This is a genomic window from Alteromonas sp. D210916BOD_24 (genome assembly GCF_047159385.1).
In the GTDB taxonomy this organism is placed as follows: domain Bacteria; phylum Pseudomonadota; class Gammaproteobacteria; order Enterobacterales; family Alteromonadaceae; genus Alteromonas.
Window position 1 is genome coordinate 934,673 of sequence record NZ_AP038333.1, and the last position, 16,556, is coordinate 951,228.

At 42.8% G+C, this 16,556-nt stretch carries 13 protein-coding genes; 5 read left to right on the top strand and 8 right to left on the bottom strand.

What is annotated here, in order from left to right; genetic code table 11:
• The first annotated feature begins 7 nt into the window (after positions 1-7).
• From ACMCM8_RS04020 to ACMCM8_RS04030, 3 genes are all read left to right on the top strand, one after another.
• The gene (locus tag ACMCM8_RS04020; protein ID WP_412725709.1) at positions 8-1,333 is read left to right on the top strand and encodes an O-antigen ligase family protein; all 1,326 of its coding nucleotides are present in this window, start codon (positions 8-10) and stop codon (positions 1,331-1,333) included.
• Positions 1,330-2,172, top strand: coding sequence for a hypothetical protein (locus tag ACMCM8_RS04025; RefSeq protein WP_412725711.1), 843 nt, complete (start codon positions 1,330-1,332; stop codon positions 2,170-2,172). Before ACMCM8_RS04020 ends, ACMCM8_RS04025 begins: the two co-directional genes overlap by 4 nt.
• Before the next feature lie 74 nt (positions 2,173-2,246).
• Positions 2,247-3,539: a right-handed parallel beta-helix repeat-containing protein gene (locus ACMCM8_RS04030; RefSeq protein WP_412725713.1), complete on the top strand. Its 1,293-nt coding sequence runs from the start codon at positions 2,247-2,249 to the stop codon at positions 3,537-3,539.
• Positions 3,540-3,716: 177 nt separating this feature from the next.
• Here the strand turns inward: ACMCM8_RS04030 and ACMCM8_RS04035 are convergent, their stop codons facing one another.
• From ACMCM8_RS04035 to ACMCM8_RS04070, 8 genes are read right to left on the bottom strand one after another with little or no spacing between them, the layout of a single operon-like run.
• Positions 3,717-4,724 (bottom strand): sulfotransferase domain-containing protein, encoded by a 1,008-nt coding sequence (locus ACMCM8_RS04035; RefSeq protein ID WP_412725715.1) that lies wholly within the window; start codon positions 4,722-4,724, stop codon positions 3,717-3,719.
• A 45-nt stretch (positions 4,725-4,769) separates the two neighbouring features.
• Positions 4,770-5,873 (bottom strand): glycosyltransferase, encoded by a 1,104-nt coding sequence (locus ACMCM8_RS04040; RefSeq protein WP_412725717.1) that lies wholly within the window; start codon positions 5,871-5,873, stop codon positions 4,770-4,772.
• 13 nt (positions 5,874-5,886) lie between these two features.
• Positions 5,887-7,773, bottom strand: a complete 1,887-nt coding sequence (gene asnB, locus ACMCM8_RS04045; protein WP_412725719.1) for an asparagine synthase (glutamine-hydrolyzing) — start codon at positions 7,771-7,773, stop codon at positions 5,887-5,889.
• A gap of 15 nt (positions 7,774-7,788) precedes the next feature.
• On the bottom strand, positions 7,789-8,856 hold the full coding sequence (locus tag ACMCM8_RS04050) for a GNAT family N-acetyltransferase (RefSeq protein WP_412725721.1): 1,068 nt from the start codon (positions 8,854-8,856) through the stop codon (positions 7,789-7,791).
• A gap of 5 nt (positions 8,857-8,861) precedes the next feature.
• Positions 8,862-9,878 (bottom strand): polysaccharide deacetylase family protein, encoded by a 1,017-nt coding sequence (locus tag ACMCM8_RS04055; protein ID WP_412725723.1) that lies wholly within the window; start codon positions 9,876-9,878, stop codon positions 8,862-8,864.
• Positions 9,871-10,980, bottom strand: a complete 1,110-nt coding sequence (locus ACMCM8_RS04060; protein ID WP_412725725.1) for a glycosyltransferase — start codon at positions 10,978-10,980, stop codon at positions 9,871-9,873. Before ACMCM8_RS04060 ends, ACMCM8_RS04055 begins: the two co-directional genes overlap by 8 nt.
• Positions 10,977-11,972 carry a glycosyltransferase gene (locus ACMCM8_RS04065; RefSeq protein WP_412725727.1) on the bottom strand — a complete coding sequence of 332 codons (996 nt, stop codon included), beginning with the start codon at positions 11,970-11,972 and terminating at the stop codon, positions 10,977-10,979. Before ACMCM8_RS04065 ends, ACMCM8_RS04060 begins: the two co-directional genes overlap by 4 nt.
• Positions 11,945-14,488: a hypothetical protein gene (locus tag ACMCM8_RS04070; protein ID WP_412725729.1), complete on the bottom strand. Its 2,544-nt coding sequence runs from the start codon at positions 14,486-14,488 to the stop codon at positions 11,945-11,947. Before ACMCM8_RS04070 ends, ACMCM8_RS04065 begins: the two co-directional genes overlap by 28 nt.
• Before the next feature lie 250 nt (positions 14,489-14,738).
• Between ACMCM8_RS04070 and ACMCM8_RS04075 the strand changes: the two genes are divergently transcribed.
• Together ACMCM8_RS04075 and ACMCM8_RS04080 are read left to right on the top strand one after the other, a co-directional pair.
• Positions 14,739-15,938 (top strand): TIGR03087 family PEP-CTERM/XrtA system glycosyltransferase, encoded by a 1,200-nt coding sequence (locus ACMCM8_RS04075; RefSeq protein ID WP_412725731.1) that lies wholly within the window; start codon positions 14,739-14,741, stop codon positions 15,936-15,938.
• Positions 15,935-16,516 (top strand): acyltransferase, encoded by a 582-nt coding sequence (locus ACMCM8_RS04080; RefSeq protein ID WP_412725733.1) that lies wholly within the window; start codon positions 15,935-15,937, stop codon positions 16,514-16,516. Before ACMCM8_RS04075 ends, ACMCM8_RS04080 begins: the two co-directional genes overlap by 4 nt.
• The last annotated feature ends 40 nt before the right edge of the window (positions 16,517-16,556 follow it).

A 16,556-nucleotide genomic window follows, 5' to 3' on the forward strand; every position in this document is an offset into this window, starting at 1 on the left:
GATATAAATGATTAATATTTTGTTGTTTTTGGGGAGTTATGCAGGGGGCATATTATATGCCTTATTAGCCTCCCCAATGGTTATTTTTGCTCTTTATCAGGCGGTCTACTTTTACAACCCCCAGAATAGATGGTGGGGTTCTTCTGTTCCAGATTTGCCATACTCGTTTATCGTCGTTGTGGTAATGGGTGTGCTATTTATTAAATCTTTTCGTCAATTTAATCAGAATCAGCTCCTTCAAATGCCTCAGTTTAGATGGATGTATTTCCTTCTTCTGCTCTATGGCGTGGCTTCATTTTATGCTGCAGCGCCTGCTGGCCATAGTCAGGCGTTGGTCTACTATTTGAAGCTGATGGTGATTATGAGTGTGGCTTTTAAAATGTGTGAGTCAGACAAAGATTTAAATATCATGTTATACGGATACATTTACGGTGCGTGGTATATCTCTTTTATGGCAATGCAAAAAGGACGAAATGGTGCAGGCCGAATTGAGGGTATTGGCACAGTTGACTCTCCAGATGCAAATGGTTTGGCAGCAGCGATAGCTCCCAGTGCTGTACTTTGTTTGTATTTTTTCTGGACAGCGAGTAACAACAAAGTGCGTTTTTTGATCGCCATAGCTGGAGCGTTTATTGCCAACGGAATAGTCCTAATTAATAGCAGAGGTGCATTTCTGGCCGTCGCTTTAAGTTGTGGTCTTTTCATGTGGCATATGTATTTCTCAAGCTTTCAAAGAAAGTTTCAGAAAGCCGCAGCCATAGGAATTACGTTAGTTGGGTTATTAGGCGCTGTAATGATTGTCGATAGAGATTTTATTGAACGAATGCATACCATGACAACCCAATCTACCGAAAATGTTGAACAAGAGACAGGGGCGACCCGTTTCATTTTTTGGCAGTCGGCTTGGGACATGGCTAAAGATTATCCTTTTGGGAAGGGTTTTCAAGGGTTTAATGTCTTTGCACCGTTTTACCTTCCAGAAGCCGTCGACACTGGAGATAGTCGAAACCGTTCAGTTCACTCTACCTGGTTTGAGACATTGACTGAAGTCGGTTATCTGGGATTGTTTGCGTTTATTATGATGCTTTATGCGTGTTATCGCACGTCAAACATAACCAAGAAAGCATTAAAAGAAAGAGCCGATGTGGATAATTACTTTAAAGTCATAGCCCTTCAGTGTGCGTTGTTAGCCTTTGTCATAGCGATGACATTTATGAATCGAATGCGTGCTGAAATCCTGTATTGGTGCATTTTGTTTATTGCATGTGCATATAATATTTATGTAGTCAGATACAATAGAATGTCAGATAAGAAAGTGGGTAGTAAATCATGAGACCTAAATTTTACTTGTTTGCCGGTATCGTCTTGATGACCGTGGGTTTAGGGTTTCTTGGTATAAATATTTACGGACTATTTAAGGATGTGAGACCGCCTGTATTTTTTCAAGACGAACTGCGTTTTGAAAATGATATTACCCTAACGCGGGAGGAAACCTTCGCTGCAGTTAACAGGCAGGAAGGTGAGTCTGACAAGGCATATGCAGAGAGAATCACCCAGGTCATTGGCAGTGGTTTAGCGCACATCCATTGGCGTCGATACGACAACCAAAAATTTAATCAATTAGTTCCCATTTGGGAGAACTACTTCCTGTATTTTATGGGGAAGTTTTCGGGTATTCCCGAATTTGAAAGATATCATTTCGCCAATTATGAAAGAAGTTTGAACCGGGGCATTGGCATATGTGGCGACGCTTCTATGATTATGTCACAGTTATTGGATAAAGAGGGCATACCCAATCAACTGCTCACGTTTCCAGGCCATGTTATTCTGACCGCGACATTTGAAAATGGTGAAGAGTTAACTTTTGATCCCGATTTTGGCGTAGCGCTTAATTATAGTCCTGCAGATTTACAATCGACGCCTAACGTCGCTGGAGAGGCATACGCTAATGCGGGATACCCTCAAAGTGATGTCGTGGTAATGAATAGGATCTACGATAATCAATTTAAGCGGTGGGACGGTGTCTCTCACTTTATTACTAAAAAATACTATTTTGAAATTGTTGCGTATTGGCTGAAATGGCCTGTACCTATCATTCTACTATTTCTAGCCGGTTATTTGCTTCGAAAATCGTCTATCAAGCGCCGGGTTTCTCATAGCCAGAATGAATAATTTGTTGTCGCACTACGCAAGTGCAGGGTGCGTCTACGGTTAATAAGTTTTTGTTCTAGGAAGAATGAGCATCGATGACATTTTTTGAGCACTTTATAAAAAAGTTTCTGATTGGGATAGCTCATGGGCTTGGTATTGCGACGGGGATTGGTGTTGTTGCACTCGTTGGCTTTTTATTCAAGTCAGAGTTAAAAACAGTTATTACCCGTGTGAGCTCGCCAATTACTGTTGCCGCATCAACGGTCGATATTGCGTCTTATCAACAAGCAGAAAAGCGCCTAAATCCCCATGAGTCATTAATTAGTGGAAAGTCACAAATTTCGGTTCCACAAGGATATGACAAACAATATGTCAGTTCATCTGAGCAACTTTTAGAGGTATTTGGGCATACCAAAGGTAATGTCGCTATTTATCTCGCGCCTGGTACATATAACTTCACTAAAGCGTTAACGTTTGACAAACCGAATATCATGTTGCTTTCTGAGTATGCTGACAAAGAATCAGTCATTTTAAACGGAAGGGGAATGGTTCGTTCACACAAGGTGGAAAATTTAATTGATATAAAGAGTTCTGGCGCAGTCATTGATGGCATTACTATGCAAAATGCAGGTAATCATATTATCCAAATTAGGTCAGAACGTGACGCTGATTTCCCAATTATCCGCAACTGTACTATACGAGATGGTTATGAACAGCTACTGAAAGTTAGCTACGACAAACGCAACAGACCAGAAGAACAGTCTGATTCTGGAATAATTGAAAATTGCCTCTTTGAATATAGTGCGGGTATAGGCCCGAATCATTATATAGGTGGGATTGATGCTCATGGTATTAGAAACTGGGTGATAAAAGGCAACGTATTTAAACACATTGCCAGTCCGGGAAACCGCATCGCCGAGCATGCAATACACTTATGGAACAACACTGAAAATAATATTGTAGAAAACAACATCATTATTGACTCAGATAGAGCCATTGGTTTTGGTATGAGAAAGCGCGCTAAGGGGGACGAGAATAAAAATATTAAGTTCTCTAATTATGGTGGCATCATCAGAAACAATTTTATCTATCATTCTGACAATCAAGACCCGTTTGCTGACACGGGTATTATTTTAGAAGACAGTCCCAATACGTTGGTGGAAAACAATGCCATTTTTATGGAACACGCCTATAGAAGAGCCATTGAGTACCGGTTTGCACCTACTCAAGGAGTTATGATTAAAAACAATCGCACTAACAAACGTATCTCGTCGAGAGATGGAGGAAGTGCCGATGAAGCTGGTAACTCAGAGGCGCTGACCAAAGCGGAGTTTCTGGTTAAACTGCATGAGTTTAGTGTGGCACAGGGCATTTCATTTACGTACTAAACTATTGTCACCAGTGACCAAATACGTTAGTGCGTATTTCCCATAAATCCATTACCTAAAGTAAATAGGGAATGGGCGAATGGTAGTGGTCAATCAATAGCGAGACGTTATTAGCCTAACGCAAAATATCTGTATCAATTTGGCAATAGTCCGGGGAAATTCGATACTGTGATTATTTTAATTACATTGAATTTTTAGCTTACCTAGCTCCTCATACATGGTTTTACAATAAGAGTTGATTAGCTCAATTTCTTCTTGAGTTAACTCCTCCATCCAAGAGTCTTTGTTAAACGAGTTATCTCTATAGACACTGTAATACTGGTCTCCAGCGTCTTTCAAAAAGTTAGACTTCTGACCAGAACTCTGCGCGATGTAATTTGCCACTTCATCGCAAATCTCAAGTCCTAACATTGAAAAGATTTGCGCTATTTGTTGAGGAGGATTTTCCATAATATCATCGTAAAAATAAATCGAAGCAGAAGCGAATTCCGTTTTCAATGCAAGTGCTTTTTCGTGGTACAGCACCCAGTTAATGGCATAAAATTCGATATCTTGTAATTCTGTATGCAGATGCTTGTGGCTTAGATGCGCTTTAAAAAACGCGCTATCTGATGCTTCTAGTAGCAGTCTTTTTTTAACGTCAGGGCTAATGGGGCCCATTTTTTTCTTTTGAACCCCTTTTAGGTGAGAAAGGATGGTTGCTTGAGGAGTTCTAACGAGAAATAACAACGCACTGGGTTGTAAACCAAGGATCATCGATCTCATGTCTGTAAGAGAGCGCGTTTCTTTTATTAGAATTTTCCAATCGTGTTTACTGCGTAATCGATAGAAGTAGTCATAAAGTCTGGCAGTTCGAGGAAGTATTTTTGCCAGTGACCAGAACATATATTGAATTTTCGGGAATTTTCTCAATCCATATTTTTTCTTAAAAAACGGAGGCTTATCGGTTTCTATGTGGGCTTTCTTTATCGCATTTTCGACTATTTCATAGTCAGCTGCACTCAGGCCTTCAGCATATTTTAGTTCAGAGAATACTCTGTCTCCCAACATGCTGTAGTTTCTTCCGATAAGCTCATGTCGGTATATAACACTTTCACTTGAGTTTATTAGGTTTGAAAACCACGTAGTGCCAGATCTAGGGAAGCCCATCAATAGAAAGATGGGGAAATTTTTACTTTTGTGCATTATTCAACTCACAAAGTCTGATAAGGAAGTTCGCCATCATTACTCTTACTCTAACGTTTCACGGTAAATTTTTGCATAATTGGAGAACATCTTTTTCGCATGGAAGTTTGCTTTAAAGCGCGGCATCGCATTAGCAGCTAGTTGGGAATATAACTCTTTCGACTGGCTGATAGATAACATCGCCTCTTCTAATTCTTGCTCATTATCATTCGCTGTAACCAATCCTGTTTCTAAATGAGCAACAATTTCTGGGTTTCCTCCTGCATTAGTAACAATACAGGGCTTCCCTAATGACATAGCTTCTAGCAAGGTTATCGAAGTGCCTTCACTGAGTGAAGGCAGTAAAAATACGTCCATGATTGCCAAATAGTTAGTTGGGTTTGACTTGTAACCAGTGAAAATAACTTTTTGAGTTAGGTTCAATTGCGCGACTAATGCTTTTAATTCGCTCATCAACTCTCCGTCACCGACAATCAGCAAATAGGCGTTAGGGAGTACGTCACTGACGTTGGCAAATGCGCGGATCAGCATTTTTTGATTTTTAATTGGATCGAGTCTGGCGACGGTGCCGAAAACCCAGGCATCTTCAGGTAGTTCAAGCTTTGCTTTTAGCGGTATAAGTGCCTCTAACACCGGCTCTAGTGGTTTAATTCCGTTATAAACAACGTCTATTTTCTCGGGGCGAATGAACTCGTAAGTTATTAATGCCTCTTTTGTTGCTTTTGAAATCGCCGTGATAGCAGAGGTCAATTGGCTAAGAAATGGGTTTACCAACTTCCGTTTCCAACTGCTTGAGTCAGGGTAAAATCGACCGTGCTCAGTAAACACCACTCGAGTGTTAGTGAAAGCTGTAGCAAGTGCACCATAAACCCAGGGCGTGTATTGATGGCAATGTACAATGTCGATGTTTTTTTCTTTGATATGCTGCCGTATGGTTTTTATCAGCCCAATATCAAAGCCTGGCTGGCGCTTTTGTTTATAGACAGGTACCCCTGCATCTTTGAGCTCTTCACCCCACGGGCCCAGTGGACACTCTATACAAAAGATCGACATGGCAATAGTGTCGTCCGTATTGCTTTCAATGAGGTTCTTAATCACCATTTCCGTGCCACCAATCCTCATGTCGTACGTGATATGTAAGACTCTCATCACCAACCTCTTTTTAAACCACTTTCACATAGCGGTTGTACCACATCTGATACATAAGCATGCTCCAGAGCACAATACCGTGCTGATGAGTACCGTCTTGATGTTCCGCCCAAATTCGATTGACTTTAGCTTGGTCAAATATGTGATAAATACCATCGTCCACATTAAACAGAACTGATTCTGTATAGGGTTTGAGATCCTCACGAAACCAGGTGTCGATTGGGGTACTAAAGCCCATTTTTTTTCGGTGAAGCAAAGCGTCTGGAATATAGGGCTCGAATACTTTTTTTAGCAGGTACTTCTTTGTTCCTTTATTGAATTTTTGCGAAGAGGGGAGCGCAGCTGCAAACTCGGCGACGTGATAGTCAAGGATCGGGGCGCGTACCTCAAGGGAATTCGCCATACTCATTCGGTCTACTTTGACGAGGACGCCGCCAGTCATGTATGTTTTGATGTCTGTGTACAAAATCTTGCTAAGATGATCAGGCCCATCGGCTTTGTGGTAATTATCCAACGTATAGTGGCTTGGGTGATAATCTTGAAGTTGTTGTTTAACTTCATTGGTCACCAATGAAGACCACATTTCATCGGTGATCATACTGTTGGTAATATAGAAACCCATAGCAGGGGTCGTGGACAAAGTCGTCAATAGCGATTTTGCTTTTTTACCAAGCACACCTGGGATTAACCCTGCCATTTGGGATAACCTTGGGAACAATCGTTGGCGGACAATACGAGGAAATTTATTCCTTAATTGGTTTTCTACATGGTCAATAGAATACTTTTCATATCCGGCAAACATTTCGTCACCGCCATCTCCAGCCAACGCCACTGTGACTACTTTTCTGGCTAATTCAGAAACGAAAAACGTGGGTACCAGTGATGGGTCAGCAAAAGGTTCGTCGAAAAAACTCACGATGTGTTCGAGCCTATCAGCCACATTCTGACTAACAGTGAATTCATGATGTTCAGTGTTATACTTTTTGGCAATTTCCCTTGCGAAATCTGCTTCATTAAACTTTTCGTCGTCAAAACCAATAGTGCATGTTTTTACCGGACTATTGCTGGCCTCAGCCATCATCGCGACTACACCTGAACTATCTACACCGCCACTTAAAAATGCACCCAGAGGTACATCACTTATCATACGCTGTTGAGTGGCCTTTTCGAGTAACGCTTTGAGTTGTTGTATATGGGTAGTTTCACTTTCATGGGAGGTATGCTTAAAGCTTAAATCCCAATATTCATGAAGGCTAAAACCGGCCTCGTTAACAATCATATAGTGAGCGGGTGGCAGTTTATGTATGTGCTCAAAAATGCTTTTCGGATCTGGGACATACTGATACGCAAAAAAGTCATACACTGCGTCAAGACGAATTTTTCGAGGGATATCATTCAAGGCCAGTATGGCTTTTATTTCAGAGCCGAACGCAAAACGCCCGTTTTGAGAATAATAGTACAGCGGTTTTTTACCCAGTCGGTCTCTGGCTATAAACAGCTGTTTTTTCACCTTGTCCCATAGCGCGAATGCAAACATGCCGTTGAGCTTGTCTAAACACTTTATCCCTTCTCGGGCGTACAGCGCCAGAATGACTTCGGTATCGGTATGGCTCTTAAAGGTTACACCTTGGGCAGTTAGCGACTCTCTGAGTTCCAGGAAATTATATATTTCACCGTTAAACACAATAACTAAATTGTTGTCTTGTGAAAACATGGGCTGACTGCCCGCTTCTGATAAATCTAAAATACTCAAACGTCGGTGACAAAGGCCAACACTGTCATCAAGATAGGTACCACTGGCATCGGGCCCTCGATGGTAAATAGCGTTGTGCATAGCGTCTAATGCAGGTAAGCCACCTTCTGAATGATTAAATAGACTGAAACCCGCTATACCACACATATATTTATGTCTTCCTTACAAGCTAATATAAGGTCTGATCAACGACCCTGTCATGATGGTAATTTTTAATGGGAGTTTACGCCAAACGCCTTCGGCCATTTCGCGCAAAGCAGAAGGTGTTTCATCTTCTGAAGACGAATCATCAACACTTTCTCCTTTGTTGTTGAGCTTTTGCCATTGTAATAATTGAGGCAAAGCCCCCCATTGTTTTTTAAATTTGTAAGTGCCTTCTAAATAGGTCGACCGACCAAAATCAAACTGCCTGATCCCGTTGTCTGCACAGTGTGATAGCAATGACCAATACAATAACATATTCGGTGCCAATGAGTTGTGCTCCCTCAAGGTCGATGCCCAAGGAATGCAGGCGTGCGGGCCTGCATTTAACACAATTCCCCCGCCAATGGGTTCTGCACCGTTGTAAACAATACTGATTACTGCATTGTCAGCATACGTTTTTACTATCGCTTTAAACCATTTCAAGGCATGAGCGGGTGAACCTAAATCCCGCATATTTCGCGCGTATACATAATAAAAGTGGTCGATGAGTTGTTCGTTTCGTCCCATTTTCCAATGCAGGCCATTTTTCTCTGCTTTCCTAATTTGGCTGCGTAATTTAGATTTAAAACTACTTAACAGTAAATCACTGGACTCGGGCAGAGTGAGCAGCATTCGCACCTTTTTGTTGTGGAAATCTTCCTCGTTATGAGGATGGTATGAGACGCCCCTAATTTCCAACTTGTTAGTTTCATTGACAACGAGTTGCTTTTGGATAAATTGCTGCAATGCCTCAACAACGTCATCACTATCTGCCAGAGGGTAGCCAACATCGCAATAGGGAAGGGCACAGATTTGCTTCCCAACAAAAGGTGTTTTCATTAAAACCGCAGGAAACACCCCAACCACTTTATCGCTAATTGCGCAGCGGGCAATTGCCCCTATACTGTTGTGACCATAGGCAATGTACACTGCTTCCATCCACCCATAGCAATGATACGGAGTAGCGTGTCGGTGGTGTTTTACGTAGTCGTCCCAGCTCAACTTGTCGTCAGTTGATGCTAAGGATATGGCTATTTCAGCACCCATTGTAATTACACCTTATACCTTGAAATAACCCCGTTTTCTGTGGGTAAATTGCGCAGCCGAACATTGGCTTCAGAAATAGTTGCGAAGGTAACGTTTGCTTCATTGCTTAGGTGTGTTGTGACTGCTTCAATGCGTTTGCAAATGGTAGAAAATGCATGCTCGACATTCAACAAACCCGTGGCGCCATCAATTAAACTTGAACTGTGAAGATACATGTGGATAACGGGATGCTGTTTTTCCAAGCTTTGGTTAACCAAAGCAATCATGTCTTCTGTCTTGGTAAGTTCAGGGCTTAAATAAATTTTTCTAAGTAGCTTACTATGCCAGAGCAGGCCAACTGATTTAACCCAGTTAAAAGGCGGACGCGAGAGCCGAGTGTGGATTCGCTCCCCCAAAGAAAAATTTTTTATGTTAAAACCTGCGGTAACGGGGATCTCGAGCAGTTGACGTTGGTTTCCTGCTGCAAGTGCATTTTCAAAGGAAGGCCAATAAGGTTTTTCCGGTGCCCCTAAACAACTAAAGAAATCATTTTTGTAGAAAGGGTAAACACTTGAGTCGACCTTATAGCCACGAGAGGCTAACAGGCGCAACATTTTGGCACTCACTCCCCAGCGGCCACTTCGAAATGACTGAGGTTGAACGCCTATTTTTTCAAAAAGTAATTGATTAAGCGCATCGAGCTTTTGTTCTACCTGTTCAATTGGCAGGTTAATCACGTGTGATTCTGCCTCGGTGGTTTTGCCGAAGTAAGGCGGGTTACACCAAGGGTGAAGGTGAGCACCTACTTCGGCTGTATTACTTCTAGCAAAGGCCCTAAGGGTCTCACTCCCTTTACTATTACTCGCTACTGCGTAGTCTACGAAATAGGTGGGTCTTATGCCCAATGATTCACAAAACGTTTGAAATTCAGGTAGCTTTTCAACGTTTTCAACGGAAAAGTCTCTTTGTGGAAAGGCCTCATCCCACAGCCACTCTTCCTCAGTATCAATAGTTAATACAAATAAAACATCCTGTTTAGCCATTTGCATTCTCTTTTACTATATCTTCAAACAGGGTGAAATATTCATCAGCCATCCGTTTGGCTGAAAAGTTATTTTCGACATATGTTTTGGCTTTCGAAGCCAGCGAAGCCGCGAATGCCTCGTCGTCAAGTAACTTCTCCCAATCGGTCTGCAACTGCGCTTCGTCGTGAAGTTGTGCTAAAAGCCCTGATTCGTTATGGGTAATTAATTGATCCACTCCTGCTATATCGTAAGCTGAAACCGGTATTTCCATGGCACATGCCTCCATAAGGCAACGAGGTATACCTTCTAACGTAGAGGTCATAACAAAAAGGTCAAAATCTCGTAAAAGCTGCAAACGATCGGTTCTGAAGCCCAGAAACGTAATTGCTTCTGCACTGTGAAGTGATTGTGCAAACGCTTCTAGTTTTTCTCTTTCTTCGCCATCACCCAGAAGCACCAAGGCAATATCTTGTCGTTTTTTGTAGAGGGCGTCGAAGCAGTTTAAGATGGCAGTAATATTTTTGCGGCTGATCATTTGGCCGACAAAGCCAATAGTCTTAGTGTTTGTTGTTTTAGGTGATTTGGTCAGCCTTACCGCTTCAACTTCTGATAAATCAACGCCGTTTTGAATATAGGCGAGCTTGTGAGCCGGAATTTTAAATTTCTCCACGTCCTTTACAAGCTGCTTTGACAGAGGCACAACCTTGTCTGCAAATCGCATTGCCTGGCAGCCTAACCAAATAAACGCGCGTAATTTCAGATCGTCTGCGTTTTCAAATCCATGGGGAGTCACCACGCAAGGGATCCCCGCTTTTTTTGCGGCCATGATGCCGAGAATATCTGATTTGTATCCATGTGTATGGATAATATCGATGTTTCTTTGTTTGATCAGTGCAGCAAGCTTACTAACAGCCGTCAGGTCAAAACGCCCCTGCATGGGAATAGCGTGAGTAGGGCCTATCTCGCGAAATTGTTTAACCAACTCGAGTTCTTCTGTGCCGGGTTCCAACGTCACAACCAATTCACTACTGACTTGTGACGGTAGGTGTTTGGATAATGCCAGCACCCAGCGTTCGGCTCCGTAAAAACCTGTTGAACATATAAACTGTAAAACTTTCATGGTGACTTATGCGAATCGGTTGAAACCGTGCCGCTTACTCCTAATAAGGTTCCCAAGGCTCTTGCTGGAAAATAAAGTAAATAGAATAGTAAACAATAACTTAATGCTACACTACTGGCAGTCAATTTTTTCAATCTCAGGGTATATGCCGTAAAGGGTAGTAATGCTAAAAGAAACAGCAGCGACGCCAGTGAGGTCTGCCCCAGTAGCAATGCAACCAATGACCCGAGCCAACCACCGGAAATAACAAAGGGGATCAGAAAGCTGGGGTATTCTCTTAGCGGTACTTTACGCCCTTTTAATGAAGCTAGATTGGACTGTCCCCGCCACACTTCTTTTTTCCACATCGGAATAAATGCCTTATCTTCACCGATGTGAACGTAACTGCTTTTTGAGGTGTAGTACAAACTTCCTAATTGGTTAACCTTATCTGTAAAGTAATAGTCTTCGCAGGTCAATAAGTGCTCTGGAAATTTACCCGCTTGATAGAAGGTTTGTTTACGCAAAAATAGGTTTCTACCTGGTAGAAAGCTGACATTGGTATCTAATTCAGCATTGCTTAAGGCAGTTCTAATCTTTTCCAGTGGTGGCGCGTAGTCACTGTTTTGTTGCATCGCACTGACAAGTACAACAGATGGTGTGGACTGAAGAGTGTCGCGCATAGTGCTAAGCCAATTTGGTGCTAGGTAAATATCTGCATCAAGAAAAGCGAGAAATTCACCTTTGGCGCTTTCAGCCCCAAGGTTTCTGGAATGAGAAATACTGTTGTTGGGATCGTTATAAATAATGGATAACGCCAAACAGTTTTTGAAGTGCTTAACTTTCTCAGATACAGCTTGGTTCTGACTGATAACAATCACTTCAAACTCTTCTATCCCGACGTTTTGCTCAGCGATACTTTGCAGGGTATCGATGAGCATGGCTTCTCTGCCCTTGTGGGGAATAATAAACGAGGTATAAGGTGTCATGGTTTGCCCAACCAATTTTGGCACGTTGGAAATCGCTTTATTAATTGGCTGCGTTCTCGTTTTAAAGAAAATGACTGTAATAATGAAAAAAGATGCCGAGATAGAGAATAAGTAGACTCAGGAGAAGCTTCTTTAAATTTTTCTAAGGGCACCAGTGTCTGTGGGTTACCGTCGTGTGCAGTGTAGCCGTGATAATTGGCGTTTTGCATTAATAAGCACAGAATACGCGTATTAGAGGCTTCTTCACTGTGAACAAGACGGTGAAGTACGTTTGATGCAATTTCGTCCATTTTTGTTGCGCTTTGTTTACGAGAGTGCTCGTCCAAAAATGCGCTAGCAAAATGGAGAACACACAGTTTTCTCAAATCTTGCCCACTCCAGGTTTGATTGGGAAATTCTAAAATATCCGGCTTATCAAGATAGGGGTATTCATTATCTTGCATCCATTTGGCGTAGTGTATAAGCCCCGCAACTGCATAGTGATAATCATCATCCAGTTGCTCAAGTTGGGTTTTAGTATGAATAAACCGGCACAGGCTTTGAAGAAACACAGTATAAAACCACGTATTTTCAATGTCGGTCAGATCTCTTTCGCTAATATTGTCATTAGGCGAAATGGTATGTTTTATGACGTGACCTGCTAGCCTGATATCTTTTAATTGTCCAAATAGAACGAATCTATCCAGCAATGCCTGAAGATAATTTCCTGTCCCTCTATCTAACGGATACTGTCCCGTCTTGATATTTTTAAGACCGGGAGTTGCACTATTTTTAAACGCAAGTAATGCACCCAATAGGGTGCCATCACCTTCGTAATAACGTTCAATCCAATTGACTAAAGAGCTCACTGCATTTTTGGAAGGGGTATAGCCGGTGAGCAAATAATGTAACGTCAGTCCGTTGGTATAGCAATGCTGGCCGCCAGGTCCACCTCCGCCTGCATGGTCATCGTATACATGACAGGGCTGCCGCTTGGAGTAAGTACGGTGGGTCGCGGTGTAGGCCTGTACATAATGATCGGTGTGCCAGAAGAGTCCGCCACTGTACTCTGGTTTGTCTAATTGTGTGTGATACACGTCTATATCAGCTACATGTTTGGCAAGGTCATCCGCTAACTCAAACCAGCGTTGGTCACCGCTTATCAACCATTGCAAAAGCATGCCATATATGGGGTCGTACTGGTTGTTATAATGCGATACAAAGGGGCTTTTGTCGTCGCTTTGGTTATCGCGTAATGCGCTCTCATGATCAGCGTAGAGTTCACCAAAGTGGCGCCATCCGAATTCGTCGATATCTCGTCTTTTATTAAAAAAAGAATGTGCCCCGTCTATGCCTTTATCGATCAATGGTTGAAATACAGACGGAACATTGGTGAAAAAAGGCAACACTTGGGTATTGTCAATCCACTGCGCAGAAAACGATAGCGTGGCTTTTCCTGTAGGAACGGCAGCTATACTAAATTCGCGTGTTTTTTGTTCGCCTGGTTGTAGCTCTATTGCTTCAGCGTATCTCGCCCCCAGCAAGCTGTATTCACTGTGTTTAGCAGTGGCGGTTATAGACGAAGGAAAGTTTTGCCAAAACTGATTTGTCTTAATAAAAAACTCGCCACTCTGATCGTGAACACGCAGCGTCGGATTACAGTGATTGCCACTAGCAACTTGTTCATTTTCACGAGTGACTACGTACCCTTTGAAAGTGTGGGAAACGCGATTTTGCGCATTGACATGTACCGGACTATCCCACAATTCGTGGCCGCTCGATGCTTGGAAGACGGACAAAGTTCGACACCCTTGAAGCGTAAAAGGCGTTTTGTCCAACAACATGGTTGTGGATTTGTGTCCTTGCAAACGCAGCCCACATTCTTTGAGGTATATAGAGTTGGGATCACCTAAATCCCATTTTCCGCTAGGATGACTTGCTGCGGCTGGGTTGGTTAGCGTCACCCTACCTAAAACGGTACCATCACACAGTTGTACGGTATATTCAGCTTGTAGCAGTAGTTGCTTTCCATTTTTAAACGTCAATGAACCTGCTTGGATGAGTTTTACTTGCTGGTAAGTTGCCTCGTCACTCATCAGTTCATAGTGATTATCCGTGACACGCACTCCCTCAGCGAGTTCGTGTAGATATAATTGACATTGCAACGAGCCAAAATCCAAATCCAAGAAGGCTTTTTTATTTATGGTTACACTGGCATCGGTATGCAGGCGAATGACAAAGTTCTCTGGGGTATCAACTACAGGGGGCATGCGCTGAGAAAGTGCTGAAGCGCTTTTTCGCAAACTGATAGGGATGTCGTGGCTTATTGGCACAGTGTCAGGTTCAACCAAGCCTTCCAAGTACAACCACCTAATCGAGCCATCTTGCCATAATTGTTGTGCAAAAGTATGGCGGGATAAAAACGTTATTCCCTTTGCCACTGGCTCAATATGGTCTCCCACAAACCATTTTCCTTTCGGACAAGGAATACCGGTTTTAATAAAAGCCCGCGGCGCGTCGTCAAATGACGAGGCATGTAGTGTGAAAACTGTTTGGGTCATTACGTATTAATAAATTCTTGTTCGTCCGTAATTAAAGGCATTGCAATAAAACCGTTAAGCTAAATTGCGTATGTGGGTATCCGTTGAAGGCTTTATGAGAAAAAGGCGCACGGGCTAACCAACACTTGCTAGTATGCCAAGGAGTCAACCCATTGAATAGTAGAAATGATGGCGTATTGGTTTTGATTTAGTTTATTCTTCAACGTACTATCTTTAAGAGACTCATACTTAATAGGCTTGGAAAGCGCGAATGCTCAATATTTCTGTGGTCGCCCAGCGGGTACCTTATCCTCCAAATAAAGGCGAGAAATTACGGACTTTTCATCAAATAGAGAGACTTGTTCAACTGGGATATTCTGTGGATGTCCTTACTTTGGTAGAGTCTCCTGCCGATGAATCTCACGCGAAAGCCCTTGAAGCTGCACTCAATATCACGGTTTCCACTTTTACCTTGCCGGCAAAGCCAATGCGATATTTGTGGGCATTCAGAAAAGGTCTGCCTTTAAGTGTGGGAGCCTTTTACAGCGAATCTTTGTTTCACGCGATAATAAAGAAAATGACGCACGAGGCGGACGTACTATTATTTTCAGCCTCAAGCTTAGGTTACTATGCGCTTAGAGGGTTGAAAAAGGTTCAGTGTAACGCGCATTTACTCATGGACTTTATGGATGTCGATTCAGATAAATGGGCGCAATATGCCACATCAAGTGTGTTCCCTATGTCGTGGATTTACACGCGAGAAAGTGAAAAAGTTCAGGCACTAGAAGCGCAAATCAATCACACATTTTTACAGACCTTTCTGATTGCTCAAGAAGAAGTGGCGTTATTCCATCGCAAGGTAAGTGCTGAAAAACCAGTTAAAGTACTAGGTAACGGTATGGATTTTTCTCACTTCTACCCCGCGGTAGATAACCATGTAAACCAGCCTCCTAATTTTCTGTTTACTGGCGTGATGGATTACAAGCCCAATATCGATGCAGTTTGTTGGTTTGTTGAACACTGTTGGACTCCAATAAAATCCAAGTTGCCCAATGCTACTTTTACTATTGCGGGAATGAATCCCACAGACCAAGTAAAGGCACTGGGCGACGTTGATGGGGTGGAAGTGACTGGGTTTGTGGAAGACATCCTTCCATACTTCCATCGCGCCTGTGCTTTTGTCGCACCTTTTCGCATTGCCAGAGGAGTTCAGAATAAGGTCTTGCAAGCTACCGCGTGTAATTTGGTGGTAGTCACCACGCCGATGGGCGCAGAAGGTATAGCTTTTGCCTCACCGGAAACTATGCTCATGGCTAGTGACGCTAAGACGTTTGCTGAGCAGTGTGTGAAGGCTGTCGTTGACGAAGCTAACGCCAGAGTGATAGCAGAAAATGCGTTTCACTGTATACGTCAACAATACAGTTGGGAACAGCAACTCATGCCTCTTCAAACGCTTTTGGAATCGTTATGAAAACCTTGTTGAAGACTTTTCTTTTCTTGCTGTGCATGCTGGTTATGCTACCCGTTACTGTATTGTTTTTTATTTTAAAACCCTTATCGAACGAAGATGAATTACTGTCGGCATTTAGTCAGGGGATATCTTTGCTGCCGGGCAAAATAGGCAGCTACCTGAGAGCTGGGTTTTACCGCTTCGCACTTACGCACTGCGCGCCCGATGCATTAATAGGATTTGGCACCTTGTTTTCGCATTGTGATACAGACATTCACCGTGGCGTGTACATTGGTCCCCAATCCAATATTGGTAAGTGTGCGATCGGCGAGAATACACTTTTAGGTAGCGGTGTACATGTAATGAGTGGGAAAGGTCAACACAACTTCGATGACGACACTATGCCCATCAAAGATCAGGGCGGTACGTTTGCAAAGGTAACCATTGGGGCAAACTGCTGGGTGGGCAATGCCGCATTAATTATGGCCAATGTGGGGGCGGGCAGTGTGATAGCAGCAGGTGCCGTGGTGGTAGACGATATACCTGAAAATGCGATTGCCGTCGGTAATCCTGCCAAAGTAGTCAAATATCGAAGGTAAATGCGGCACCTAAACCAGAGACTAAATACGCGAGCTATGT

Coding starts and splice junctions, on each gene's coding strand:
- asnB (WP_412725719.1), bottom strand. CDS start 7,773: ATGTGTGGTATAGCGGGTTTCAGTCTATTTAATCATTCAGAAGGTGGC.
- ACMCM8_RS04070 (WP_412725729.1), bottom strand. CDS start 14,488: ATGACCCAAACAGTTTTCACACTACATGCCTCGTCATTTGACGACGCG.
- ACMCM8_RS04020 (WP_412725709.1), top strand. CDS start 8: ATGATTAATATTTTGTTGTTTTTGGGGAGTTATGCAGGGGGCATATTA.
- ACMCM8_RS04055 (WP_412725723.1), bottom strand. CDS start 9,878: ATGGCTAAACAGGATGTTTTATTTGTATTAACTATTGATACTGAGGAA.
- ACMCM8_RS04060 (WP_412725725.1), bottom strand. CDS start 10,980: ATGAAAGTTTTACAGTTTATATGTTCAACAGGTTTTTACGGAGCCGAA.
- ACMCM8_RS04080 (WP_412725733.1), top strand. CDS start 15,935: ATGAAAACCTTGTTGAAGACTTTTCTTTTCTTGCTGTGCATGCTGGTT.
- ACMCM8_RS04025 (WP_412725711.1), top strand. CDS start 1,330: ATGAGACCTAAATTTTACTTGTTTGCCGGTATCGTCTTGATGACCGTG.
- ACMCM8_RS04035 (WP_412725715.1), bottom strand. CDS start 4,724: ATGCACAAAAGTAAAAATTTCCCCATCTTTCTATTGATGGGCTTCCCT.
- ACMCM8_RS04040 (WP_412725717.1), bottom strand. CDS start 5,873: ATGAGAGTCTTACATATCACGTACGACATGAGGATTGGTGGCACGGAA.
- ACMCM8_RS04030 (WP_412725713.1), top strand. CDS start 2,247: ATGACATTTTTTGAGCACTTTATAAAAAAGTTTCTGATTGGGATAGCT.
- ACMCM8_RS04050 (WP_412725721.1), bottom strand. CDS start 8,856: ATGGGTGCTGAAATAGCCATATCCTTAGCATCAACTGACGACAAGTTG.
- ACMCM8_RS04075 (WP_412725731.1), top strand. CDS start 14,739: ATGCTCAATATTTCTGTGGTCGCCCAGCGGGTACCTTATCCTCCAAAT.